Consider the following 24,603-nt stretch of genomic DNA (forward strand, 5'->3'; position numbering starts at 1 on the left):
CAGAAAGACACCATTATATATAATCACTACCACACGGTAAAAAATATTCCGCAAAAAGCCTATGAATATGTGGTAAACGGAAAATCCGCAATCGAGTGGATAATGGAACGCTATGCGGTAACCACCGACAAAAAAAGCGGAATTACAAACGACCCGAACGACTGGTCAAGGGAGCACGAAAAGCCGCGCTATATTCTGGACTTGCTTTTAAGCATTGTAAACGTGTCTGTGCAGACAGCGGACATTGTAGACGCCCTGCCTGATGTAGACTGGGAAAAGGAATAGGTTTAAAAAACAGCGCCTCTGGCAAATGCTTGCCAGAGGCACATAGCATAATGCGGAAAAAGTTGCTATTTTACAGTGCGGACTACACGGAAACCAACCATAGTTGAGGTTCCGCTATAGGATAGTTCGCCCATAGCAAACGGAAATCTATATTTAACACCTAATAAATATGATGCAGATGCTCCCGCAGGATAACCGCCTCTAATAATTTTCCTCATACGATGTTGTTTATCAACCGGCTCACTTATAACAGGGTTTGTTACGTCGTCTGTTGTATATGGCGCGTAAAAATCAAAGCACCATTCTGCAACATTTCCTGACATATCATAAATTCCGTAGGCATTCGCCTTATGCTGCTTAACCTCTGTTATTTTACTATATGAAGCTACTTCCCTAAAATCGCTGGAGCCGCTGTATGTATAGTCTTCTCCGCCCCGCGCCGCATATTCCCATTCTGCCTCTGTCGGAAGCCTGTAGCCATTGGAATTAAAATTGCAGACAACTTTTGCTAAGGTTCCTACTGTTTTTTTCCAACTGTCAGGATCTGTTGAATCTTCGAGTGAATAACACGGCGTAAGCCCCTCGGCGCTAGAACGCTTGTTGCAATAACTAATTGCATCAAACCAGTTGACAGACTTGACAGGATAATTTTCGCCGTCAGCTATCTCATAGGCAGGCACGTATTGTTTATATTCTGCCTGGGTAACTTCATGCGTGCAAACAAAAAAATCTTTTGTAAGAGTAACAGAATGAGCTTTTGAGGCTTCGCTTTCTTCTGTTGACATGCCAGTCTTGCCGCCCATTGTAAAAGTTCCCGCGCTGACTCTTGCAAAATCTTCCGGGGTCGGAACGTCATCTGTTGAAGGGTTGTCTTCGTCTGAGTTATCTTCGCTAGGGTTTTCAGGGGCGGTTGAGACTTCCTCGTATTCTACTGTTTTTCCGTCAATTGTGAACTTAGTAAGAGCCTTGCCATTTTCTATATCGGCTTGAATTATGCGGGAATATGTTTTTCCGTCGGAACCAGTCCATGTTATCTCTAGGCTGAATACATATTTATTAACTTCAAGAGTTACGGTGTATTTTCCCTGGTGCTCCACATAACGCCCGTAAACTGTCGGATTAGATTCCGCTGTTCTTGCGGAAGCCTGGACTTCTGAGCCTTCTTCCCACTCATAATAAGTTGCGGTGGATTCCGTGTCGATTTTTAAATAGCTTTTGCCGTCTTTGGCCGAATAGATTTTTCCTACATATTCAGGCTGAGAGGAAGTTCCAGAGCCCGAATCGTCGTCTTCTTTACAGGAAGTTATACCCCCCCCGTCAAAATTGTCAAAAACGCCAAAAGCACAGCTGATTTTGCAAAAAACTTGTTCATTTTACATCTCCTATACGCTTTTCTTAAAACAAGAAAGCTAATATTTTTTAGTATACGCTCGAATTTTGCTAAAAGCAATTTTTCAGCGATTACAGTTTTTTATCTTGCATTCTTACAGGAACTCCCATTTTGTCCAGATCGGCTTTTATTCCGCCGACTGTGTAGCCCATGCTGTGAACCATGCTCGCAATGAGGGCCGCATCGGCTTTTCCTTCTTTTAGTACGTTCGCCAGATGTCCGGGAGTTCCGCCGCCGCCAGAAGCAATTACAGGAACACCGACACTTTCCGCAATCATTTTTGTAAGGTTTATTTCGTAGCCGTTTTTCATTCCGTCTGCATCAATCGAATTCAGCACGATTTCTCCGGCTCCAAGCTTTACGGCTTTTATTGCCCATTCGCGCGCGTCAAGATCGGTTTTTGTCCGTCCGCCGTTTATAAAAACCCTGTAGCCGCTTGGGCAGGTTTCGTCTTTTGCCGCATCCATTCCAAGAACAATGCACTGGTTTCCGAAAATTCGCGCGCCTTGGCTAATAAGCTCCGGATTTTTTACAGCCTGGCTGTTCAAGCTTACTTTTTCTGCTCCGGCAAGAATTGTTGAGCGAATGTCTTCGATTGAACCGATTCCGCCGCCGACGCAAAAAGGTATAAAAACCTGCTCAGCGACGCGGCTTATAAGCTCAAGAATTGGACCTCTTCCGCGCGCGCTTGCCATAATGTCGTAGAAAACAAGCTCGTCAACTCCCTGATCGTAGTATTTTTTTGCCATCTCGACAGGGTCGCCAATATCAACATTGTTCTGAAATTTTACGCCTTTTGTAGTCCGGCCGTCTTTTACATCAAGACAAACAATAATTCTTTTTTTTAACATATTTTCTGACCTTTTTTTTAGATTCGGCTGTATTTTTTTGCTTTAGCGGATTCCTGCCTAAAAATTTCTGCTTAGCCGTCAATAAAATTTTTCAGAACCTGAAGTCCGCACTTTCCCGACTTTTCCGGATGGCACTGAAAAACTGTAATATTTTCGCTTTCCACGCAGGCTGGAACTTGCGTTCCGTAATCGACCCATGCTTTTACAATTGTTTTGTCTTCCGGCTGGATTAAATACGAGTGGACAAAATAAAAGTCTGAATGTTCCGGAACTCCTTCCAAAAGTTTTGAGCCGCCGTTTGAAAAATTCAAATCGTTCCAGCCAATCTGCGGAACTTTTAATCCCGGATTTTTTCCTTCTTCTTTCCAGACTGTGTTAAAAAGCTTTATTTCGCCTTTTAAAAGCCCAAGACAGTCAACATCGCCTTCTTCCGAATGTTCAAAAACAATCTGGCTTCCAAGACAGATTCCAAGCATCGGCTTTTTTGCTTTTGCCCAGTCTTTTAAAAATGAGTCAAAGCCTGTTTTTTTTAACTGTTCCATTGCGTATTTTGCTTCGCCGACTCCTGGAACAATCAGCCGTTCGCAATTTTCGAGTTCGGACGGTTTTTTTGAGAGAATAAAATTTGCGTTCAAAGACAAAAGCGCGCGTTCGACACTTTTTATATTGCCTGCATTGTAGTCAACAATTCCAATCATGGCTGAAATTCTAGCGGTGAGATATTTTTTGGTCAATGCCAGGCAGTTTTAATCTGCAAAAAGTTTTGTTTTTTTCAGATTGAAGAATTCGCGCAGTTTTCCGATAATTTCTATATGGATGAACTTTTTCAGGTGATAAAAGCAGTTTTTTCTAACAAAAATGTAATTGCGGCGGCGGTTGGGTGTGCCGTTATGTTTGAATTTATCAGTTACATAGGCAATTACCGAAAAAAGCCGCCAAAACAAAAAATTAAGAAAATAGTTGCCGCAGTTCCTCCAGCTTCTTCTGAAAAAGACGAAAATTCCGCCTCAGAAAAAAAAGCCGATGAATAGATTTTTCAGTTAAAAAATGCCTGAATAAAAAATGAGGTTTTTCTGTTTTTATGTCGATATGATTTTCCCAAAATCCGCCGAGCTTTTTTATTCTTTTACAGTCAAAAAGCTGCGTTAGAATTTCTTGCATATCGCGTGCTTCCCAGACATTTTCCTTATAAAAATCTCTGTCCCGCAAATTGAACTTTTGGGTCAAAATATTCACAGTTTCGTCTTTTGTAAAAAGCCTTCTGTTCCGTTTTATAAACTTAAATGCAAATTCGGCGTCGTCCGCGCAATAATCAGCTTTTTTTCCAAGTTTTTGCGCATCGCAAATGTCGCAGCCCGAACAGACAACCTGTTCTCCTGTCAAATAGCTCATCATAAATTCTCTGCGGCATATTTTTGAATTTGCAAAATCGCCCATAACTTTTTCACGGCTGTTTTTTTGCGCCTGCCGCCATTTTGCCTGGTCTTTGTGGCTCCAGATTAAGACCGAGCTTACAGAGTCGCCTTTTCTTCCTGCGCGGCCTGCTTCCTGGATAAAATTTTCTATGTGTTCCGGGGCGTCGAGGTGAACCACAGTGTAAATGTTTCCCTTGTCCATTCCCATTCCGTATGCGCACGTCGCCGCAAGAATCCCGTCTTCCGAGTCAAAAAACCATTTTTCAACTGCGAGTTTTTCTTCTTTTGTCATGCCTGCGTGATAGAATTTTGCTTTTTCTGAACCGAAATATGCGGTCAAAAGACGAGCCGTGTCTTCCGTTTTTCTCCTGCTTGAGCAAAAAACTATCATTGGTTTTTTAAGCTCGATGCATGCTCTTAAAACGGCTTTTTTCTTTGCGTATGCGTACCTTACTTCGTAGTGAATGTTTGAGCGGTCTGCTGAGCTTTGAACAAGATGGGCATTTCCGTCAAAAAGGACTTCATTCACCCTTGCAAGGACTGGAGGACTTGCCGTTGCTGTAAAGGCGGTGACGGTTTTTACTCCGAGCTCTTTTATGATTTTTCCGAGCGTAAGGTATGCCGGTCTGAACGAATCTCCCCATTCAGAAACGCAATGCGCTTCATCGATTGCAATGTGGGCAATTCTGCATTTTTTTAAGCGGCAGATAATTTTTTCATTTTGCAAAGCTTCAGGATTTGCAAGAATTACCCGCGCTTGTCCGCATTCTATTTTACGAAAATTTTCTTCCCGTTCTTCCTGTGTCTGTCCGCCTTTAAAAACAACGCACGAAAGGCTTCCTTCCTGCATTCTTCTGTGCTGGTCTGCCATCAAAGCCAGAAGCGGATAAATTACAAGAGTCGGGCCGTCCAAAAGCGGCGCAGGTGTCAAAAAACACAGAGATTTTCCGGCTCCTGTCGGCAAAAGAACAATCTGCTTTCCGCGGCACACACCGTCGTTTTCGTTTATCTGGCCGTCTGGCTCAAAATCTTTATCTTCGGAGCATGAAGTGTCTAGAATATTTGCAATTACAAGCCTTTGCCACGGAAACAAAAATTTTATGCCGAATGATTTTTGCGCTGCCCTGGTTGCCTCATCGCAATAAAAAAAATCTTCTTCGTCAAAACTTTGCGCAGGAAAATCTTCGCCTTCAATAAAAAAATCTTTTTCTGCCATACATATTGCCTCCGGCACTAATATATATGGCGGTAAAAGTCAATTTTTGCACAAAAAAAGCAATTATCTGTCAAGAATTGTAATTTCTACGCGGCGGTTTTTTGCCATTCCAGCCTTGTCTGCATTTGAGGCGACTGGAACTTTTGAACCAAATCCCTGCGTAAAAACGTGTTTTTTTTCTCTAATTCCCAAGTTCGTCAAAAAATCTGCAACGGCTTCCGCCCTCTGCTCGCTCAAAATCTGGCACGATTCTTCGCTTCCAAAGCGGGCAGTGTGTCCCGAAACTAAAAGGTCGTTGTCAGGATAAGCCGAGAGAATTTCCCCGATTTTTTTGATTTTAGTTTTTTCGCTTTTTTCGAGCCGCGCGCTGTTTGCTTCAAACTGAATATTTTCCAGACTGATTGTAAGTCCGCGGTCGGTTTTTGTTACCGAAACGTCTTGCAAGCCCATTCCGTCAATTTTTTCGAGGATTTCCTGCACAGCCTCTTCTGTCGCCGTCCTCTTAAATTCTGTATATTCGACCTTCGTTTTTCCAGAAAACTGATATTCATTTCCGGTCAAAGTTTCAATCACGATTCTAAAATTTTCTTCGTAATGGTCAATCTGTCCCTTTTCAAAATCCCACCAGATTGTTCTGTCAGAAAAACCCATCGTCGTAACTGGAAAATCAGCAATAAAACCATTTTGCGCCTGTTCCATTTCCGTTTCGTAAAAAAGCGTGTATTTTGCAGAAATTACTGCAAAAGTCTTTTTTGTCCTGGAACTGTCCGAAGAAAGGCCTTCTTCATCGCGCTCATATTTGTATTTTGCCGTAAAAGGCACAAAAAACGGCTCTTCAACGTTCAGCTGGCGCCTCAAGTCTTCCGCTTCGTAGCCTTCGGCAGTCCACTCATCGCCAGTTTTTAGCATTTTGTCCGGAAAAACAGGAAGGTCGCGGATTACCGGCATAAAATAGCTTGAGTCAATTTCAAACCGGCCGTCCTTTGCCCTCCAGAAATTGCTTTCAAAATTTTCGCCCCATTTCCAGCTTCCGCCGTTATTGTCCGCAGAATGAGACTGCTCGCTCGTCATAAAATTTCCGCATATCCAGCCGCGTCCGTTTTCATCAACTTTTTCGACTCTTTCTGTAACACGGCTTACGATTTTTGCGCGGTGGTTCAGCCTGCCGTTCACTTTGACAGTCTCGTCAACAGTAGAGATCAAGCCAAAATTGTCGCCTTCGCTGTATTTAAACTCAAATTTTCTGCCTTCGTCAGCAGCAAAAAACAAATTTGCGGCAAAAATAAAAAATCCGGCAAAAAAAATCGTTTTCTTCATAAAAATTCTCCATAATAAAATTTGGGACGCACAAGAGGCCCTCTAACCGCTGTTGCAGGCTTCGGTGCCCTCGGTGCTTTGCACGCGCACGCGCCCTTCCACATCGGGCTGCAAAGCCCGGGCGAGCTTTAGCTCACAGTTATATAAAACAAGTTTTGCAAAGCAAAAGTTGCAGCGTGCACCGCACGCAAGCCATCGGGCTGCAATGCAATATAAAAAGTATGGTATAATCACTTTATGAGCATTTTACTTGAGCGTTTTATTCACAATCCCGCGCTTTTATTTATTTTCGGAATAATTATATTTATTTTAATTGTTTTTATCTCCTGGAAAGCCGGAAGAATTTCTGCCGAGTTAAAATTCCGCCGTGTCTTAAAAACTGAGCGCGCAGATGCTGTAACCCGTTCAAAAGCGGTTCTTTCCGGACTTGCAGCCGAGCAGATTGCTCCTTTTTTGCCGGATTTTCCATGCAATCCTGCCGACTGCCGTTTTGTCGGAAAACCTGTGGATTTTGTCGCTTTTAGCACAGAAAATGATGGCGCGGTAAAAGAAATTTTATTTATTGAAGTAAAAAACGGGACAAGCCAGCTTTCAAAGCGCGAAAAAGAAATAAAAAAATGCGTTGAGGAAAAAAAAGTGCGGTACATAGAGTACCGCACCAATTTAGAAAATAAAAATTTTTAGTCTGTGTAGCGGATTTCCTGCCAAATATTGTTGTATTTGTCCAGGTTTTCGCCAATGTCGAGCTTAAGCTTGCAGTTATTCATCTGGCTTGCTTTGTACATTGGTTTTTTAGTCGTAAACTGCGCCGCCTCAGGAACTACAAAGCAAGGAAAGTGGAATGCGTCAAGAAACTTTGCATAAACTTCTGGACGGTGAATGTAATTTATAAATTCATTTGCAAGCTCAGCGTGCTTTGCAGTCTTTAAGATGCACATGCTGTCCAGATAAGACGGGCCGCCTTCTTCAGGAATAAAAAAGTCGATTGTTTCTTCCCATTTTTCTTCCGGAACTTCACCGTAAACTACTTCTGCATATCCCTGGCAGAGCCAGAAATCTCCAGAGGCAAATGACTTTCCAAAGCCTTCTGCGTCAAATTTTACAAGGTTTGGCTTCCATTTATTTACGATAAGTTCTTTTGCTTTTGCAAGCTCGCCTTCGTCTGTCGTGTTAATGTCGTAGCCCAGAACAGTTAGCGCGTCGCCTACAACTTCACGCATGTCGTCCATCATTGTGGCATGGCCTGCAAACTTTTTGTCAGCAAAAATATTCCAGTTTTTTTCGTAAGTTCCGGCCTGAACTTTTGTTTTATTTACGCTTACGCCTGCCGCTCCAAGATAGTATGGACTTGCGTATTCAAAATTTGGATCATAAGTTGCCATTTTTGAAAGCAGGGGATTTAGTTTTGAGTTATTTGTCTGCTTTGACGGATCGAGTTTTTGCAGCATTCCCTGTGAAATCATGATTGAAGCATAGTCCTGCGAAGGAACAACAATGTCGTAGCCTTTTGCGCCTGCCTTGAGCTTTGCATACATTTCTTCGTTAGAAGCATAGCTGTCTACTTTTACCTTACAGTTGAATTCTTTTTCAAAGTCGCGAAGAACTTCGTCTGGAGTGTAATAAGTCCAGTTGTACAGGTAAAGAGTTTTTCCGTCATCTCCACAAGAAGTAAAGAGACCCATAGCGGCAAATGCACCAAAAGCCGCAACTGCAATTTTAGAGGCGATTTTCATAACGCTTAACTCCAAAACCCGGATGCCCCATTGCAACCGGGAAAACATTAAATAAACCGCTCACACAGAGCGTTTTTTTACATAAAAAACAGAAAAGCCTTCTAGCGCGCCGCGGCAAAGCCTTTCAAGCCTTTTCTCAAGGAGAAGGTCAAAATTCCGATTGCAACGATTAAAACAAACGAAAGCGAGTTGATAACCGGGCTTACTCCAAAACGAATCATCGAGTAAACGTATAGCGGCAGGGTTGTGCTTCCAGGCCCGCTTACTAAAAAAGTAATTACATAGTCTTCAAGAGACATTGTAATGCTCATCATAAAGCCGGAAATAATTCCAGGCATAATCGCAGGAATGATAACCTTTGTGAGCGTCTGAATTTCATTTGCTCCGAGGTCATGGCTTGCTTCGATAATCGAGGTGTCAAAATCATCAACACGCGCAGTAACCATTAAAAAAACAAAAGGCAGACAGAAAGTTGTATGGGCAATAAAAATCGTAACCAGGCCAAGGCTCATTTTTACGGCGCTAAAAAAAATCAAAAGCGAAAGGCCCATGATTACTTCTGGCAAAACCATCGGCAAAAAGCTTATTGTCTGAATATAGCCTTTGCCCGTAAATTTATACCAGCTTACTCCGATTGCGGCCAGCGAGCCCAAGACCGTTGCAACGACAGAAGACGAAATTGCAACTATAAAACTGTTCAATAGCGAATGCCAAAGAGGAGCAGAGTCAAAAATCAGCTTTTGATACCATACAAACGAAAAACCTGTAAATTCCGTGTCTTTAGATGCATTGAACGAATAAAAAATGATTACCAGAAGCGGCAAAAACAAGAACAAAAGACACAAAAAAAGCACTGTTTTTGAAAAACTAAACTGCGGAGCGCGTTTTTTCCAGCCGCGTTTTGCATGGCGGAAGTTTTCGCTCTGTTTTCCGCGGTTTTGTTTTATAAGGTTAAACGGATTGTGTTTCATTATTTTACACCTCCAATTCCTGTAGTGTCTTCTTTTGTAGAGACTTTTTTGAGCTCAGCGTCTTTTTTGCTGGAATAAAGCATCCACAAAATGCCTGCCATGGAAAGAAGTGTCAAAACCATTGAGAATGCAGAAGCTAGAGGCCAGTTTCGTGTTTTCTGAACCTGATCAACGATTATATTTCCAATCATATAACTGTCTTTTCCGCCGACAATATTCGGAACTGTGTAAGAGCCAAAAATCGGGATAAAAGTAAAAATCAAGGCCGAAATAATTCCGCTGCGGATTCCTGGAAGCAGAACTTTTAGCATTGACTGAGGTTTTGTTGCTCCAAGGTCGCGGGCTGCTTCCAAAAGCGAAAAGTCAAAACGGTCAACAGCAGTAAAAATCGGCAGAATCGCATAAGGCAGATACATATAAATGCTTAAAACTATAACTGCGCCTTTTGTGTACATAAACTTTACAGGCTCAAACCCGGCAGAATTCCCGGTTATTTTATGCCAAAAATTTACAATAGAACTCAAAAACATATTTAAAATTCCATTGTCGCCAAGAATTGTAATCCATGCAAAAATTCTTATGAGCGAGTTTGTCAAAAATGGAATGATTATAAGAATTAAAAGCAATGTCTGACGTTTGCTTCTTGCCATGGCATAACCGCATGGAAGAGCAATCAGAATCGTAATAAAAGTTGAAAGAGCCGTAATCCACAGTGTGCGCAGAAAAATAATTCCATACGCCGGAGTAAGCATCTGTTTGTAGGCTTTTAAACTGAACTCAGCAATAACCGAGCCATAAACATCGCGCTTCATAAGAGAATATGCAACGATAATTATGAGCGGGATTACAAAAAACAGACTGAACCAAAATCCCATTGGCCATGCATAAACTGGTCCTGGATTCATCTTTTTATATTTTTTGTCTCTTGCAGCCTTTGCAAATGCCAGCTGCGGACTTTCTTTTTCTTTTTTCATTACAAACTTGTCCTTTTGTCTTTTTTTATCGATAGAAATGATAGAAAAAATGCGGATATGAAGATATTAAAAATTATTTTTCAATATCTTCAACAATATATCCGTCTTCTGCCGACCACGAAATGTAAACAGTGTCTTTCCATTGAATTTCCGGGCCGTCATCAAGATAGTTTGTATGCTGCTTAAAGACTTTTACGATTGTGCCTGTTTTTTCCAGTTTGATATAGAATTTTGACTGGAAACCTGTGTAAACCGGCTCTTCAACCACACCTTTAAACACGTTGATGTCTTTGCGGCCGTTTACATTTGGTTCTTCGAGAGTAATTCTGATTTTTTCCGGGCGGATAGTAAAGGCGACTTTCTGGCCTTCGTCTGTGTGCTCGTAATCAGTTACAAGAATATTTTTGTCTTCTTCTTTTGTTGCCTGAGTGTCGCCTGTAAGCTGAGCCTGCAGTCCGAGGGCTGGAGTGTTGAGAGTTACCATGTATTCCTCGCCGGTTTTTGCCTTGTAGCCTTCGCATTTTACGACAGTTGACTCAAAAAGGTTTGTTTCGCCGATAAACTGGGCAACAAACTGAGTAGCCGGACTTTCGTAAATTTCAAAAGGAGTTCCAATCTGAAGCACATTTCCCTTGTTCATGATTGCAATGCGGTCAGAAACTGCAAGCGCTTCGCTCTGGTCGTGGGTTACAAAGATAAAGGTGATTCCGATTTTGTCGTGCAGACGGTCAAGCTCAACAAGAAGGCTTGAACGCAGTTTTGCGTCGAGGGCAGAAAGAGGCTCGTCGAGCAAAAGCACTTTCGGTTCGTTTATGAGAGCTCTGGCAATAGCAACACGCTGCCTTTGTCCGCCAGAAAGCTGATTCGGCTTTTTGTACATGTGTTCCTCAAGCTGAACCAATGACAGATATTTGAGGACTTTTTCTTCAACAGTAGCATTGTCGATTTTTTTTAAGCGGAGAGAAAATGCAACGTTTTCAAAAACTGTCATATGCGGAAAAAGCGCATAAGACTGAAAAACCGTATTAGACTGCCTTTTGTTTGGCGGAAGTCCTACGACGTTTGTATCATCAAAAAGAACGGCACCGTCATCAGGATTTTCAAATCCTGCAATAATCCGTAGAAGTGTCGTTTTACCACAACCTGATGGACCTAGCAAAGTGAAAAATTCACCTTGATTAATCGTAAAATTAATGTCATTCAGCGCAATAAAATCGCCAAATTCTTTCGATACGTGGTCAATCTTTACCTGACTACCGTTCAATGTGAGTACCTCTTTTTTTTTACAGCCCGACTTCTGGGGGTTTTGATGAATAACAGAAAAACTGCATAAAAATTAAAATATGATTATTAGCCCAAATTGTCTACACATTTTTTAAAAGTTTTATAAATTTTATTTTTTATTTTACACAGACTTCGAGCTTTACAGTTTAATGTCATTACTGAACTTGTCCCATGTCATTATCTGGCTTGACCCGATAATCTATTGAAATTTTACAGCAGCCGTTCAAGAGCCATAAATAAAATGGTTCCGCCAAAAATGCTTATCATGCTGTTGCCTTTCCATAGATGTAAAATAATTGTTGCCAAAACTCCGGCGATTGCAGGAATTCCCCATGGTGAAGAGCTAAAGGTCATGTATTTTGGATCGGCAAGGCAATAGATGATTAAAACACCGATTACCATTGCAGGAATATATTTTTCAATAAACGAAAGAACCTTAGGCGGCTTTTTTCTGCTGAAAAGAATAAACGGAAAAGCCCTCAGCAGATACATAAGGGCTGCGGTTACAAGTGTTGCAATAAGTGCCTCTGAAAGTGTAAGTCGCATTTATTTTTCCTCCGTTGAGCTTGATTCTTCTGTTGTTTTTGTATGTTTTATTACAGTAATTCCGCGCACTAAAATCAAAACTGCAATTCCAAGCGAAAGAGCTACGATCAAAATCTGCTGCGATGGAAGATAACCGAATTTTGAAAGGACGATTGCCGCTATTGCCGTGCAGATTCCGCAGAGAGAAGGAAAAAGGTCTTTGCTTTGTTTAATCTGTTCAATCATAAGCACAATAAAAAGCGAGTTGAGCGCAAAATCAACGCCTGTAAAGTCGAAAGGCAAAAAAGTTCCTAAAAGAGCTCCGATTACGCTGCCCAAAAGCCAGTAAGACCAGTCGAGAGCGGCAATAAGACTGTAAAATTCACCGTCTTTTTCTCCAAGCGGAACCTTGCTTGTTGTGATGAGCGCATAAGTTTCGTCAGTAAGAGCAAAAATCAAAAAAGGCTTCCATTTTCCGACACGCCTTTTGTCATATTTTTTTAGAAGCGAAAGTCCGTAGACAACATGCCTGATTCCTACAAAAAACTGTGTTACCAGAAATGCTGGAAGCGGAGCGCCTGCTGCCATAAGGCTTATTCCGATATATTGCCCTGTTCCGGAAAAAATTGTCATTCCCATAAAAAGGGCAAGCCACCACGGGTAACCGTTGTTTACAACCATCAATCCAAAAGGAATTCCAATAGAAATATAACCAAAAAAAATAGGAAGCGTAAGTTTTGCGCCTTTGCAAATGCTGTCTTTTTTTAACATAGAGGCGAGTATAGCACTTTTTACTGTTTGATAAAATATGTTTTGTATGCTAGAATTTTTTGAAAAGTTTGAGCTGGAGGAAATCTCTAAAAATGACTGCGATTATTTTTGGACTTTTGCTTATTTCGTTTTTTGTATGTGCTGCCTTGCCGCAAGGTTTAGGCTGGGGAGATTTTATAATTTCCGCGCTAAAAGGCGTTGGCCCTTTGGTTGCTGTTCTTGCCGGTGTTGCCGCCTTTTTTATAGGTTTTGCCGACATTCAGGACAAAAAAGAAGCCCGCAGAGAAGAAAAAGAAGCCTTTGAAGAAGCAAAAAAATCTGAAGAAAACGATTAGCTTTATAAAAGACGATTTTCTTAAAAATTGTTGTTTTAATGGCTTTTTAGAGAGTTTTCGTTCTCGTTTTTATTGACCAAAATCAATAAAAATTTTAATATTTATATCCCCGTATATGCGCAGATAAAAGCTTCAATATCTGCGGAGTGTGATTTTTGAAGATGCAATCAAAATGAACACAAGAGACTTTTTAGTACAAGGTATATACAAATGAAAACTTTATTCGTAAAAGATTACGAGCAGAAACGCGACTGGTACATCATCGATGCTGCCGGCAAACCGCTCGGACGCGTTGCAGCAAAAGTTGCAGCAGTTGTTCGTGGTAAGAACAAGGCTTCTTACACTCCAAACCAGGCAATGGGTGACTTTGTTGTTGTTATCAACGCTGACAAAGTTGTTGTTTCTGGAAACAAAGCATCTGACATGCTTTATCGCCATTACACAGGCTATGTTGGCGGTCTTCGTGAGTATTCGTTCGAAAAGCTTATCGAAAGAAACCCAACCGAACCTCTTTCACGCACAATTGCAGGCATGCTTCCAAATGGACGTCTTGGACGCAAAATGATGGACAGTGTAAAGATTTATGCAGGTTCTGACTACCCACATAAGGCTCAGAATCCAAAACCGCTTGAAGTTTAAGTCAGGAGTCTATGATGGTTAAGAATATTGCAATTGGAACAGGTAGAAGAAAGACAGCTACTGCACGTGTATTTCTCCGTGACGGTAGTGGAAAAATCGTTGTAAACGGAAAAGATGTTGCTGAATACTTTGATTCAGAAGAACAGGTACGCAGAGTACATCAGCCGCTTCTTGTTACAAGCAACGAAAATAAATTTGACGTTTTGATTAACGTTGTTGGCGGCGGATTGAACGGCCAGGCAGATGCTTGTCTTCACGGACTTTCACGCGCCTTGCTTCAGGTTGATCCTGATGCCCGCACATCGCTTAAAGCTAACGGATTCCTTACTCGCGACAGCCGCATGGTTGAACGCAAAAAGTATGGTCAGCGCGGTGCTCGCCGTCGCTTCCAGTTCTCAAAACGTTAGTTTTTATTCTGTACAATATGTACAAAATTTCGCTTTTGGTTTTTCTTTTTGTGGAACAGCCGGAAGCGAAAAAGCTTTCGGAACACAAATGCGCATAAGTGCTATAAAACAGACTTCATCGGACATTGTAGAAATTGCAACGGACGGCGGGTCTGTTTTTTTTGTAAGGTTTGCTTTTCTCTATTCTGTCAAACCAGAAGAATTTTTTGTTGGCGCAGAATTTTTTGAAGACAGGGAAATGGAAATTGTAGACGCCGCTTTAGCTTTTGTTGCGGAATGCAAGGCGGAAGAGTATCTTGCCCGCTGTGAGCAGTGCAGGGCTGGACTTGAAAAAAAACTTTTTCAAAAATCACATTCAAAGCAGTCAATAAAACAGGCCTTGGATTATCTTGAGGAAAAAAATCTTCTCAACGATCTTCGTTTTTCTGAAATCTGGCTTAGAAATCATGCTGTTGCAAAACCTCAGGGACGGATAAGGCTTTTGAGTGAGCTTATTTCGCGTGGAATAAAAACAGGCGATGCAAAAAAAGCCGTTGATGATTTTTTTAAGGTGAATGATGAAATTCAACTTTGCCGCAGAGCGTATAAAAAAGCGTTAAAAAATGGAAAAAAAGATGAAAAACTCATAAAATACTTAATGGATTCTGGTTTTTCCTATAAACTGATACTTTCTGTTGCAGACGAAGAATAACTTATTTTGTAAAAAGGAAAAGAGGCTTGAGATGTTAAAAAAAACTGACAAACCGGAAGTTTTTTCGGCACTTGAAGTTGCAAATATCTGCGGTGTTGTAAATCAGACTGCGATAAACTGGATAAAAGGCGGTCATTTAAAGGCTTTTACCACGCCAGGCGGACAATACCGCGTTTATCCCGATGATTTGGCTTCTTTTATGAAAAGTCGCGAAATGAGAATTCCTGAGCATCTTGCTAAAAAATGTGCAGGAAACTTTTATGAACACGGCGATATTCTTATTGTTGATGATGATAAGGGCTTAAACTGCGTAATTGCAAAATTCTTGCAGAAAAAATATGAATCTTTTGGAGTTGAAATTTTTCAGGCTTTTGACGGTTTTGAAGCCGGAGTTTTGATGACAGAAAAACATCCGAAAATTTTAATTCTCGATCTTGATTTGCCGGGCGTTGACGGATTTAGCCTTTGTAAAAAAATTCGTGAAAATGAAAATTTCGGAAAGCCGATGATTTTTGTTGTGACGGCTCTTGAAGATGCCGAGTCCGAAAAACGTGTAAAAGAACTCGGCGTAAATTATTTTTTCAAAAAACCTCTAAACTTGATTGAGCTTGCCCAGATTCTTGATGAAAATTCTTAGTTAGAATTTTCCGTATGAAAGAAGCGGGGTCTGTCCAAAGGCGGAAGCCGGATTTTTTATTGAAGAAAAACCTTCCAAAAGAATAGAACGCAGGCTTTCGCTTTTTTCGTATCTAAAATTCTTGAACGAAATATTGTCTGACTCAAAATCTGTTTTTATGGATTTTTTTGCTTCGTCAAAAGTAAAAATTTCGTCAATAAGACCGTTTTCTTTTGCCTGTTTTGCCGAATAAATGCGTCCGTCCGCTATTTTCTGGACATCTTTTATATTCATATTGCGGCTTTCGCTTACAATCTGTGTAAACTGCTCGTATGCCTCGTCGGAAAGGCTCTGCATAATCTGAATCTGTTCTTCGGTCGGCTTTTCGTTGTAGTTAAGCATATTTTTGTTCTTGCCGGTATGAATCGTAATCGACTTTATGCCTATTTTCTCGAGAAAGTCCGTTGCATCGATTGAACTTGCGCTTATTACTCCGATTGAACCTGTAATCGTGTTGCGGTTTGCATAAATTTTATCTGCAGCGCAGCCAATGTAATAGCCTCCGGAAGTTGCCATTTCTGCAAAATACGCATAGATTTTTTTCCCGGTTTCCTTGTATTTTAAAAGTTCAAGATATGCTTCGTCGGCATGGTAAACTGTTCCGCCTGGAGAATTTACGTATAGGAGAATTCCTGCATTTTTTTTGTCATTTTTGAGTGAGCGAATCGTATTCAAAAGCCATTTTTGGCTGTACTCGCTTCCTTTTTCCTGAATTACACCCGAAATATTAACGACTGCAATGTAATAATTCGAATCTTTGTTGTAAGAAAAACTGTTTTGCGTCTGCTGTTCAGGTTCTTTTGATTTTTTTGAAATAGAAAAAAGATCCGTTGAGGAAACCTTAAAAACTCCCATCAAGATTGAAATCAATGTAATTGTCAGCAAAACGGCAAGTCCGTATTTTGTGTTTTTTTTGTTCATTTTGTATGCTCCAGCTTAAATAAAGTCACTTTCTGTAAGAATTCCTGTGCGAAGCGCGTGCATTTTTAAACTTTTGTATGCATTTGTAAAAGACATATATTCATAAGGCTGAATCCACAGCTGCAAAATTCCAAATGTAAGGGCAGAAAGAAAGTGCCACCCAAAAAAACTTATGCACATGACAAAAATGTCTGCCTTAAAACCTTTTGTAAGCGTTTTGCTTATTTGCATTGCTTTTGCAACTCCAATTTTTGGATTTTCGGCAAGTACAAAAAACATCTGCGAGTAAGAAAAAGCCTTTACGATTCCAGGAATAAAAAACAGAAAACTCCAAAGCACGACCCAAAGCATAAACCAAAGACCTGCAAGCGCGCCTTTAAACCAGTGCGTAAAACCACGCAAATATTCGGAGAACGAGATTTTTTCCAAAGTTTTAAAATATTCATTGTAAAGATGGCACTGCGCAAGAATTAAAATTCCTGTGATAGAAATTGTCAAAATCGAAAAAAGCAGGCTTATGCCAGAGTCAGAAATTGTAGAAACGCTAAAAGCATAATCGTCCGCAAAATCGTCTTCCGTTTCGTAAATCCAGGAAGCAGTTTGTGCGTAGGCTGAATTGTCTGCTGTTTGTGAAGTATGAATTTCGGAGCTTGTGCCCAAAAAAAGCAGTATGAATGTGGTAATCAATGTTGCAAGAACTGGGACAGTCCTTCTGCCGGCAAGCTGTTTTTTTGCAGTCTGTTTATAAAGTTTTCTGTTAAACATATTATTCTCCAAGCATTTGCGAATAGTAACGGTTTTCGATTTTGTCTTCCGAAATGCCGCATTTTGAAAGCATTTTTAAAAGTTTTTCACGTGATTGAGATACTGTTTTTTCGCTGTTGTTCTCAGAAAGAATTTCAATTTCCAAAAAATCGCCGAGTTTTGCAACATGGCAAAGTTCAAGATTTGCGCCGTCGTAGTGCCAGCTGAGCACGTTTTTTTGCTTTTTTAGGGTTGTTTTAAATCCTGTGTCAAAAAGAAAGGCTTCGATTGCATCTGCATCTGAGAGAAAAAGTTCTTTTTCGTCGTTTACTTCGATGGAGGCTCCTTCTTTTTCGAGAATTTCTTTGCGTTTATAAGTAAAAATTACCGATTTTTGAGAAGTTGTCTGCGGCGCGTTTGGAACTTCCTGTGTGGAAAACGGAGTTTCTTTTCTAATGCGCACCTTGATTGATTTTCCGTTTATTGTATTTGAATAGTAAGTGTCGTCTTTTTCGACCGCTCCAGAAAAAGATGCAAATTTTTCGAGATTTTGAATTACAGATTTTCGGTCTAAGACGTGGGCTTTTAGTTCAATTTCGTACATTCTAGTAATATAGCACATTTTTTTGCAAAAGAGAATAAAATGTTTATTCTTAAGAAAACTACGTCTCATTTAAATTTGCCATAAAAATAAAAAGACTGTAAAATTGTGTAATTATGACAATAACTTTAAAAAATTCTAATTACGAAGTCGTGCTCAATACTCACGGAGCAGAAATCAATTCTTTCCGCGGAGCTGACGGCACAAAGTATGTTTTTGAAGGACCGGAATCTGTTTGGAAATTCCATGCGCCGGTTTTGTTTCCGCAAGTTGGACGCATAAAAGACGGCTTTTATACATACAACGGAAAGGAATATCATCTTGTAAACAACGGAATGAGCCGCGATCTGGAACATAAGATAATTGAGCAGTCAGAAACGGCTGCAACTTTTGAATTGACAGACAGTGCGGAAACTGCTGACAAATTTCCGTGGAAATTTAGCCTTAAAACTCATTATGAGCTTAAGGACGACGGACTTATTTTTACAACGACAGTAACGAATACTGATTCTTCTGCAATGCTGTTTTCTATCGGAAGCCACACCGCTTTCTGCTGTCCGCGCAACACAGATCCAGCCGGCACTGTAAATTCTGATTATCAGTATGAATTTGAAAAGAAAGAACCTTTGACGACTGTTTTGCTCAACGACGCAGCCCAGCTTGCTGTTGACGAAGAAGGAACTTCTCCTTGCACAAAACTTTACGGCGAAAAAGAAAATGGAATAATTCCGATTGACGCAAAAGGTTTTGGAAACGGACATTTCTTTACAAAAATTACTTCTGACTGGGTTGGTCTTCGCAACAAAAAAGACGGAAGCCTTGTAAAAGTTAATTGCAAAGGTTATCCGTACGTTATGGTTTGGCAGGGCGGAAAAGGCGAAGAAGGCGCTGCTGGTAACGGTTTTAACTGCATTGAACCTTGGTATGGAACTGCCGATGCTGAAAATACCGGACATGAGTGGGAAGAAAAGGCAGGCTTGATTTCTCTTGAGCCTGGAAAAAGTTTTACCGCTGACCAGTCGATTACGATTGAAAAATAATCGCAGCGTTTGACTTCATATATAACGGAAATTTGGGAAAATCTCCTGGTTTCCGTTATTTTTTTGCCTGAGAGGAATTCTGCAGATATTTTGCTTCGTATGTTTTGACTGGAAGCGGTGTAGAAAAGTAAAAACCTTGAAAAAGCTTGCAGTCCATTTTTGAGAGGGCGAGCATCTGGTTTTCTGATTCTACACCTTTTGCAATAAATTCCATTCCTAATGTGTTTGACATAGAAATCATCGTCTGTAGAATTATTTTATTTTTTCCAGAAACTTTTGATTCTGTCAGAAACGAAGTGTCCATTTTTATTCCATCGGCAATAAAGTCTTTTAGTACGTTGAGCGAAGAAAAGCCTGTTCCAAAATTGTCGATGTAGACTTTTATGCCGAGTTTTTTTAACTCAGAAAAAATTTCGATTGTTTTTTCAGGATTTTCAACCATTGCTGTTTCCTTAATTTCGGCTTTGAAATTTTGTGGCGAAATGTCGTATTTTTTTATGAGGTCGGAAAAGGTTTTTGTTATGTCTATAAAAAATTTGTCTTTGCTCGAAGCGTTTACAGAAATAAAAAGGTCAGAAAATCCTCTTTTTTTCCATTCGTGCAGTTTTTTTGCTGCAAGTTCCCAGACGTAGACATCGAGTTTGTAGATTAAACTTGTTCGTTCAAGAACATCCAAAAAAGAGCTTGGCGTTAAATTTTCATATTTAGGGTGGTTCCAGCGTACGACAGATTCAGCTCCGAGCACATTTCCGTCTTTGTCCATAATCGGCTGAAGCTGAATCGAAAACTGTTTTTCGTTCAGTGATTTTTCAAAATCGTTTACAATGTCTTTTTCCATGAGCATTTTTTCCATCATCGATGAATTATAAAATGAAAAAATTTGGTTGTCAGAATTTTTGATTGTATCAACTGAAATTTTTGCTTTGTCGTAAATGGACTGAACGGTTTCTTTTTTATCGTAAATTTCGTAAATTCCTGCCACAATTTGAATGTTGTAAAGAGTTTTTTCGATTATGCAACTAACTTCGTTAAATGCTTCCTCGAAAATATCTTTGTCAAAATTCTGTTTTTCCATAAAAATTGCAAATTTATCGTCTGCGATGCGTCCAATTATGCTTTTCTTGTAACAGAGCCTTTTTATAACTTCGGTTTGATTTTGCAAAACAGAATCGCCGACTTTTTCGCTGTAAATTGTGTTTATAAGTTTAAAATCTTTTATGTTTGTACAGATTAAAATCGGGTTTTTGTAAGTGTTTTGGTTCAAGGCTTCCTGCATTTTTTTGAAAAAGCCGGAACGATTTAAAAGTCCTGTGAGCAGGTCGTGATTTGCAATGTAATTTTTGCGTCTGGATTCCAGCGTTTCTTTTGTTTTGTCCTGAAGCCTTAGGTATGAGCCGATGTTTGAATTTGAAATGAAAAAATCCTTGTATTCGGTAACGTAATACCGTTCTTCCCCGTTGTCGAGTTTTAGGGAAAGTTCTGAAGGACGGGTTTTTAAAAAGTTCTGCCGGAATTCCTTTGCAAAATTTTCAAGGTTGTCATTGGATTTTTTTAAGACGTTTTTTGCGGCAGAATTTGCATAGATTAAATTTTCCGAAGAGTCGTAGCAAAAAATAATGTCTTTTATGGATTCTGTTATGGCGCTTAGAGGCCCGATTAAAACAGGAGAAGAAAAATCCTTGTTCACGTAACTTGCTATAAAAATTGAACTTGCAACGAGCATTAAAAGAGAAAAGTTTAGCGGCAAATTCAGCGAATTAAAAATATAATTTGCAATTAAAACTAAGCTTTCGCTTGTTAAAATTGCAATGTATTTTACTTTGTTATACGAAGGCGCTTTTACAATGCTTGAAATTAAAAGGGCAACCGAAGAAAAACTTAAAATTGCGCAGAGTAGTTTATGAAATCCAAATTTTGAAGTGAATTCAATTCCCCAATAAAAAAATCCTGCCTTCGTGCGTGCTGGAATAAGGTCAAAAATAATCTGGACTCTGGCATTTGCAAGAAGCAGAACGCTGTCGATAAAGCACAAAATAAAGTACAGTTCTTTTAGAAAGCCGATTTTTTTTGTCGTGTTTGTAAATGCATGATTAAAAGAAAATGTCAGATAGTATGTCCAAATTGAGCATACTTTAAAAGCACAGAATAAAATGAGAGCTTTTGTGTGGAATTCCGACATCAAAAACAGCGAATAGGTGAACAGCATTGCAGAAATTGCGCATATTACAAAAATTGTCGGTTCTTTTGCGTCAGTCTGCGCTTTTGAAATTGCACGGACAAAGCGAAGCAGAAAAATTGCCGAAAGAAATGAAAAGGCACTGAAGATTTTAAAGAATATGTATAAATTCATTTTGTGCCTCCGAGCGTATTTGTTTTTGAAATATAATTGCTTTCAAAATCTGCAACAGAAATCGGTTTTGAGTAAAGATAGCCCTGAAAAAAATCGCAATTGAGATTTTTTAAAAATTCGGCTTGTTCTTTATCTTCAACTCCTTCGACAATAATTTTAATTCCGAGCTTTTGAGCCATTTTTATAACGGCTTCGAGAATTTTTTTGCTCCGTTCTTCATGTTTTGTTTTTGACAGGAACATCATATCGATTTTTAGAATATTTATGCTGATGTTTTTTAGAATTGTCAGAGAAGAATAGCCAGTGCCAAAATCGTCCATTTCGATTATAAAGCCGAATTTTTGCAGTTCTGTAATAATTTGTTTATGAAGCTTTAAATCGTGAACCAATGCAGTTTCTGTAATTTCAAGCTTGAGTTTCTGAGGCGGAATTCCGTATTTTATTACAAGAGAAGTAAAAGTTTTGTATAAATCTATAAGATAAAAATCCTTTGCGCTTACATTTACCGAAATATGATAGTCGATTCCTAAAAATTGCCATTTTTGAAGAAGCTGAACAGCTTGTTCCCAAATAAACTTGTCGAGATTGTGAATTAGCCCGTTGTCTTCAAGAATTTTTATAAACGAATTTGGAGAATGAATTGCGCCGTTTTCTGTTTCCCAGCGAACAAGAGCCTCTGCTCCAACAACTTTTTCGTCTGAGCATCTAACCTGTGGCTGAAGATACATTTTTAAATGTTTGTTTGCCAGGGCGTTGTTAAATGCGTTTATTACGTCACGATTTTTTTTCAAATTTGAAAGCAGGTCGTTGTCGTAGTAGGCAACGTTTGCCGAATAGTTTTCGGAAATATTTTTTATTGCCAAAACTGCTTTGTCAAACATTGAGCTGACTTTTTCGTTATTATCAGTGATTTTGTAAATCCCTACAAAAATATGAAGTTTGTAGTTTAAAGAATCAGTAAGTTTTTCAAGTTCCTTGATTTTTTGCAAGGCGTTTAGTTCGTCAACTTCAGTTTTGTTCATAAGAATTGCAAAACGGTCGCCTGTAATTCTTCCTGTCAAAACAGCTTTATACTGGCTTTTTTGAAGAGCTTGGGCAAATTTTCTTAAAAACTCATCTCCTTTTTCTGAACCAAAAAGGTCGTTTACAAGTTTAAAGTTTTTAATATTCGTACAAATCATATAATAAGGAGAATCTGGATTGCTTTTTAAGATTTTTTCTGTTTCTGCATAAAACGCTTCTCTTGTTAAAAGCCCTGTCAAAGCATCGTGTGTCGAATCGAAAAGTTCTTTGGCCGCCTTGTTTAGTTCTTCCGTAATATCGCTCAATTTTAAAATATAGCCATAAGCTTTTTTCTGACTGTCGAGAAGATAACTGAACTCTTCTGACAGTGTAAGAGTTTTATTGTTCTGCTTTATTTCTATATTGCGTTTTACAAAATCTTTGCGGAGAGCGAGGAGAGATTTTAGTTCATTTAGAATTTCATTTTTTGCCAAAAAGAATTTTTTCGCTGTATTATTTGAATAAATGCATTTCCGTTCAAGGTTAAAGCAAAAAATTCCAATGTTGATGTTGTCGGACAGCTGCTTGAGCATTTCGTTCTGAATGTTTCGCGGAATAGAAAAAAGTGTAAAATATGAGCAGATAATCGAAAAAATTGAATAAAAAAGAACTGAAAAATCAAGATAACTTTTGGATTTTAGAAAAATGATGTTTACGACAAATGTAATAAGGAAAACTGCAAAAACCAAAATGTATTTTGATTTATAAAATCTGTTGGTTTGAATTATTTTTTTTAGAAGAATTGCAAAAATTACTGCCGAAAGCAAAATGCAGAGGCAAAGGTGAATATAGAACACAAAAAAATATTTTGCGGTCCAGCACAAAAAAATGTTGTGATTTATATAAAGGTCTGAAAGTTCAAATTCATGATGAAAAAACGGATTGATGATTAAAATAAAAGCGTCAACTAAAAAAACATAAAGCCAAATTTTCTTGAAAACCGTGATAAATTTTTTGTGTTTTTGAGATGACGGCATTTCTGTAAAGATAAATATAAAATCAGCCAGAAGAACTATCAGAAAATGAATGCTTATATGGTAAAGACTGATTATAAAATAGGCGAACCAAAGTGTAGTTGTAAGGAGAGAAATATTGTAAAAAACTGTGGACGCAATAACCCCGCAGTGAAGATTGAAAAGACTTTTTGACAGCGGACTTTTGTTTTGCTTTAAGTAAACGCAATAAACTCCAATAAGCACTATAAAAATGCTCGAAAGAGTCATGTAAACAGTTTTCAAATAAAATCCTCGATTTAACTTTTTTAAATTTGACGTTCTAACAGATTTTTATTATATACCAAAAAAATAAAATTGCGAACTTTTATTTTAGATTTTTTTAAATCTGTCTTCCGGGCATTTTTCAAAATATTGAAAAAGTCTTTCCCGCGCGTCTTCGTTGGTTTTTGCATTTAGCATTTGTGTTTTAAAATAACCGGCAAAACTAAAATTTTGACAATAATATGAAAAAAATCTTTGGAGACGTGTTTGAAAAAATTCTGGCGGCTGAAACTTTTCGATGTCGGAAATAAAATCAAGCGCAAAATTGAGCATATCGAGCTTTTCTTCTGGCAGAATGCCTTTTAATTTTGCAAAAATCCATGGCTGTGAAGCTGCCGCCCTGCCAATCATGACTCCGTTTACGTGAGGAGCGCATTTTATGGCGTAATCAAGGCTTTTTTTGTCTTTTATTTCGCCGTTTACGATTATTGGAATTTGAGGATAGCGCAGAGAAAGTTTTTCTGCGTATTCGTAGCGTGGAAGAGCACGCGCAAATTTTTCTTTTTGGGTGCGCGGGTGCAAGGTTAGCTGCTGAACTCCTTCAGAAACCAGCATATCCGTAAAATTAAGAAATCCGCTTTCGGTAAAGTTGTCTGCTCCGAGCCTAAGCTTGACTGAAAGCCGCGATGTGGGTTTTCCGTCTTTTGCACAGTTTTCGAGTGCGGACTTTACTTTTCTGACCATGTTTTGAGTTTCTGCTATTGGTTTTAGCATCCAAGAAATTCCTGCTCCAGTGTTTGCGATTTGCGGAGCGGAACAGCCCATGTTTATGTCGATTCCAATGCCTGAAAGCTCAGAAAGAATTTGCGCTGCCTGAGCCATTGGCTCTGCGGTAGTTCCTGTAATTTGCCAGACAAGTTTTTGGGACTCTGGAGTGTCGCCGGTAATCGTGTAGAATTTTTCAAACCGGCCTTTGTGCAGAAGCGACGGAGCGTTTATCATCTCGTTGAAATATTCATCGCAGCCACCGAATTTTTGTACGCTGCGTCGGAATGCTTCGTGGCTGAGAGTTGCCATTGGAGCAAGTAAAAATTTTTTGTCCATAAAAGTAAAATGTCCTTTTTTTTGAAAAAACTGAACGCACCAGCGCTGGGAACCCCGAAGTTGCGGCGGTAATGAAATTGCCGC

25 protein-coding genes are annotated in these 24,603 nt (G+C 39.4%); 8 read left to right on the top strand and 17 right to left on the bottom strand.

Annotated features, from left to right (window positions below; genetic code table 11):
* Positions 1-285: type ISP restriction/modification enzyme (locus tag B2X33_RS08900; protein WP_296669091.1), on the top strand; the 285-nt coding region annotated here is incomplete at its 5' end.
* Between the two features lie 65 nt (positions 286-350).
* Here the strand turns inward: B2X33_RS08900 and B2X33_RS08905 are convergent.
* The 5 genes from B2X33_RS08905 to B2X33_RS08925 all read right to left on the bottom strand — a co-directional run bounded on the left by B2X33_RS08905 (position 351) and on the right by B2X33_RS08925 (position 6,474).
* Positions 351-1,382 carry a formylglycine-generating enzyme family protein gene (locus B2X33_RS08905; RefSeq protein ID WP_296669094.1) on the bottom strand — a complete coding sequence of 344 codons (1,032 nt, stop codon included), beginning with the start codon at positions 1,380-1,382 and terminating at the stop codon, positions 351-353.
* A gap of 364 nt (positions 1,383-1,746) precedes the next feature.
* Positions 1,747-2,526, bottom strand: coding sequence for an imidazole glycerol phosphate synthase subunit HisF (hisF, locus tag B2X33_RS08910; protein ID WP_296023901.1), 780 nt, complete (start codon positions 2,524-2,526; stop codon positions 1,747-1,749).
* 71 nt (positions 2,527-2,597) lie between these two features.
* Entirely contained in the window at positions 2,598-3,224 is a 627-nt protein-coding gene (gene hisH, locus B2X33_RS08915) for an imidazole glycerol phosphate synthase subunit HisH (RefSeq protein ID WP_296023896.1), read from the bottom strand.
* A 250-nt stretch (positions 3,225-3,474) separates the two neighbouring features.
* Entirely contained in the window at positions 3,475-5,157 is a 1,683-nt protein-coding gene (locus B2X33_RS08920; protein WP_296669097.1) for a RecQ family ATP-dependent DNA helicase, read from the bottom strand.
* A gap of 63 nt (positions 5,158-5,220) precedes the next feature.
* Positions 5,221-6,474, bottom strand: coding sequence for an OmpA family protein (locus tag B2X33_RS08925; RefSeq protein ID WP_296669099.1), 1,254 nt, complete (start codon positions 6,472-6,474; stop codon positions 5,221-5,223).
* A gap of 237 nt (positions 6,475-6,711) precedes the next feature.
* On the opposite strand from B2X33_RS08925, the gene B2X33_RS08930 reads away from it, so the two are divergent.
* A complete protein-coding gene (locus B2X33_RS08930; protein WP_296669101.1) occupies positions 6,712-7,158 on the top strand; it encodes a Holliday junction resolvase-like protein in 447 nt (148 codons plus the stop codon).
* On the opposite strand, the gene B2X33_RS08935 is transcribed toward B2X33_RS08930, so the two are convergent.
* From B2X33_RS08935 to B2X33_RS08960, 6 genes are all read right to left on the bottom strand, one after another.
* On the bottom strand, positions 7,155-8,207 hold the full coding sequence (locus B2X33_RS08935) for an extracellular solute-binding protein (protein WP_296669103.1): 1,053 nt from the start codon (positions 8,205-8,207) through the stop codon (positions 7,155-7,157). The genes B2X33_RS08930 and B2X33_RS08935 overlap by 4 nt on opposite strands.
* A 101-nt stretch (positions 8,208-8,308) precedes the next feature.
* Positions 8,309-9,178 (bottom strand): ABC transporter permease, encoded by an 870-nt coding sequence (locus B2X33_RS08940; protein ID WP_296023877.1) that lies wholly within the window; start codon positions 9,176-9,178, stop codon positions 8,309-8,311.
* Positions 9,178-10,152: an ABC transporter permease gene (locus tag B2X33_RS08945; RefSeq protein ID WP_414717815.1), complete on the bottom strand. Its 975-nt coding sequence runs from the start codon at positions 10,150-10,152 to the stop codon at positions 9,178-9,180. The genes B2X33_RS08940 and B2X33_RS08945 overlap by 1 nt, the downstream gene beginning before the upstream one ends.
* Before the next feature lie 73 nt (positions 10,153-10,225).
* Positions 10,226-11,416, bottom strand: a complete 1,191-nt coding sequence (locus B2X33_RS08950) for an ABC transporter ATP-binding protein (RefSeq protein WP_296669106.1) — start codon at positions 11,414-11,416, stop codon at positions 10,226-10,228.
* Positions 11,417-11,646: 230 nt separating this feature from the next.
* On the bottom strand, positions 11,647-11,982 hold the full coding sequence (locus tag B2X33_RS08955) for a branched-chain amino acid transport AzlD family protein (RefSeq protein ID WP_296023869.1): 336 nt from the start codon (positions 11,980-11,982) through the stop codon (positions 11,647-11,649).
* The gene (locus B2X33_RS08960; protein ID WP_296669109.1) at positions 11,983-12,732 is read right to left on the bottom strand and encodes an AzlC family ABC transporter permease; all 750 of its coding nucleotides are present in this window, start codon (positions 12,730-12,732) and stop codon (positions 11,983-11,985) included.
* Between the two features lie 92 nt (positions 12,733-12,824).
* On the opposite strand from B2X33_RS08960, the gene B2X33_RS08965 reads away from it, so the two are divergent.
* The 5 genes from B2X33_RS08965 (at position 12,825) to B2X33_RS08985 (ending at position 15,441) form a co-directional block, all read left to right on the top strand.
* The gene (locus B2X33_RS08965; protein ID WP_078930660.1) at positions 12,825-13,067 is read left to right on the top strand and encodes a hypothetical protein; all 243 of its coding nucleotides are present in this window, start codon (positions 12,825-12,827) and stop codon (positions 13,065-13,067) included.
* Between the two features lie 210 nt (positions 13,068-13,277).
* A complete protein-coding gene (gene rplM / locus B2X33_RS08970) occupies positions 13,278-13,706 on the top strand; it encodes a 50S ribosomal protein L13 (protein WP_296023845.1) in 429 nt (142 codons plus the stop codon).
* A gap of 14 nt (positions 13,707-13,720) precedes the next feature.
* Positions 13,721-14,113 (top strand): 30S ribosomal protein S9, encoded by a 393-nt coding sequence (gene rpsI, locus B2X33_RS08975; protein ID WP_296023987.1) that lies wholly within the window; start codon positions 13,721-13,723, stop codon positions 14,111-14,113.
* A gap of 88 nt (positions 14,114-14,201) precedes the next feature.
* Positions 14,202-14,804 (top strand): regulatory protein RecX, encoded by a 603-nt coding sequence (locus tag B2X33_RS08980; protein ID WP_296669112.1) that lies wholly within the window; start codon positions 14,202-14,204, stop codon positions 14,802-14,804.
* A 31-nt stretch (positions 14,805-14,835) separates the two neighbouring features.
* Positions 14,836-15,441: a response regulator gene (locus tag B2X33_RS08985; protein WP_296669113.1), complete on the top strand. Its 606-nt coding sequence runs from the start codon at positions 14,836-14,838 to the stop codon at positions 15,439-15,441.
* On the opposite strand, the gene sppA is transcribed toward B2X33_RS08985, so the two are convergent.
* The 3 genes from sppA to B2X33_RS09000 are packed head-to-tail and all read right to left on the bottom strand — an operon-like array spanning position 15,442 to position 17,767.
* On the bottom strand, positions 15,442-16,401 hold the full coding sequence (sppA, locus tag B2X33_RS08990; RefSeq protein WP_296669115.1) for a signal peptide peptidase SppA: 960 nt from the start codon (positions 16,399-16,401) through the stop codon (positions 15,442-15,444).
* A gap of 15 nt (positions 16,402-16,416) precedes the next feature.
* Complete coding sequence (locus B2X33_RS08995; protein WP_296023833.1) at positions 16,417-17,166, bottom strand: DUF975 family protein; 750 nt, start codon at positions 17,164-17,166, stop codon at positions 16,417-16,419.
* Between the two features lies 1 nt (position 17,167).
* The gene (locus tag B2X33_RS09000) at positions 17,168-17,767 is read right to left on the bottom strand and encodes a CYTH domain-containing protein (RefSeq protein WP_296669117.1); all 600 of its coding nucleotides are present in this window, start codon (positions 17,765-17,767) and stop codon (positions 17,168-17,170) included.
* A gap of 95 nt (positions 17,768-17,862) precedes the next feature.
* Between B2X33_RS09000 and B2X33_RS09005 the strand changes: the two genes are divergently transcribed.
* A complete protein-coding gene (locus B2X33_RS09005; protein ID WP_296669118.1) occupies positions 17,863-18,786 on the top strand; it encodes an aldose 1-epimerase family protein in 924 nt (307 codons plus the stop codon).
* A 55-nt stretch (positions 18,787-18,841) separates the two neighbouring features.
* On the opposite strand, the gene B2X33_RS09010 is transcribed toward B2X33_RS09005, so the two are convergent.
* From B2X33_RS09010 to B2X33_RS09020, 3 genes are all read right to left on the bottom strand, one after another.
* A complete protein-coding gene (locus B2X33_RS09010; RefSeq protein ID WP_296669120.1) occupies positions 18,842-21,136 on the bottom strand; it encodes a GGDEF domain-containing protein in 2,295 nt (764 codons plus the stop codon).
* Positions 21,133-23,436, bottom strand: coding sequence for an EAL domain-containing protein (locus B2X33_RS09015; RefSeq protein ID WP_296669122.1), 2,304 nt, complete (start codon positions 23,434-23,436; stop codon positions 21,133-21,135). The genes B2X33_RS09010 and B2X33_RS09015 overlap by 4 nt, the downstream gene beginning before the upstream one ends.
* A gap of 87 nt (positions 23,437-23,523) precedes the next feature.
* Positions 23,524-24,603, bottom strand: a 1,080-nt coding sequence (locus tag B2X33_RS09020; RefSeq protein WP_349675719.1) for a tRNA dihydrouridine synthase, incomplete at its 5' end; no start/stop codon positions are given.

The sequence above is a fragment of the Treponema sp. UBA785 genome (assembly GCF_002297065.1).
In the GTDB taxonomy this organism is placed as follows: domain Bacteria; phylum Spirochaetota; class Spirochaetia; order Treponematales; family Treponemataceae; genus Treponema_D.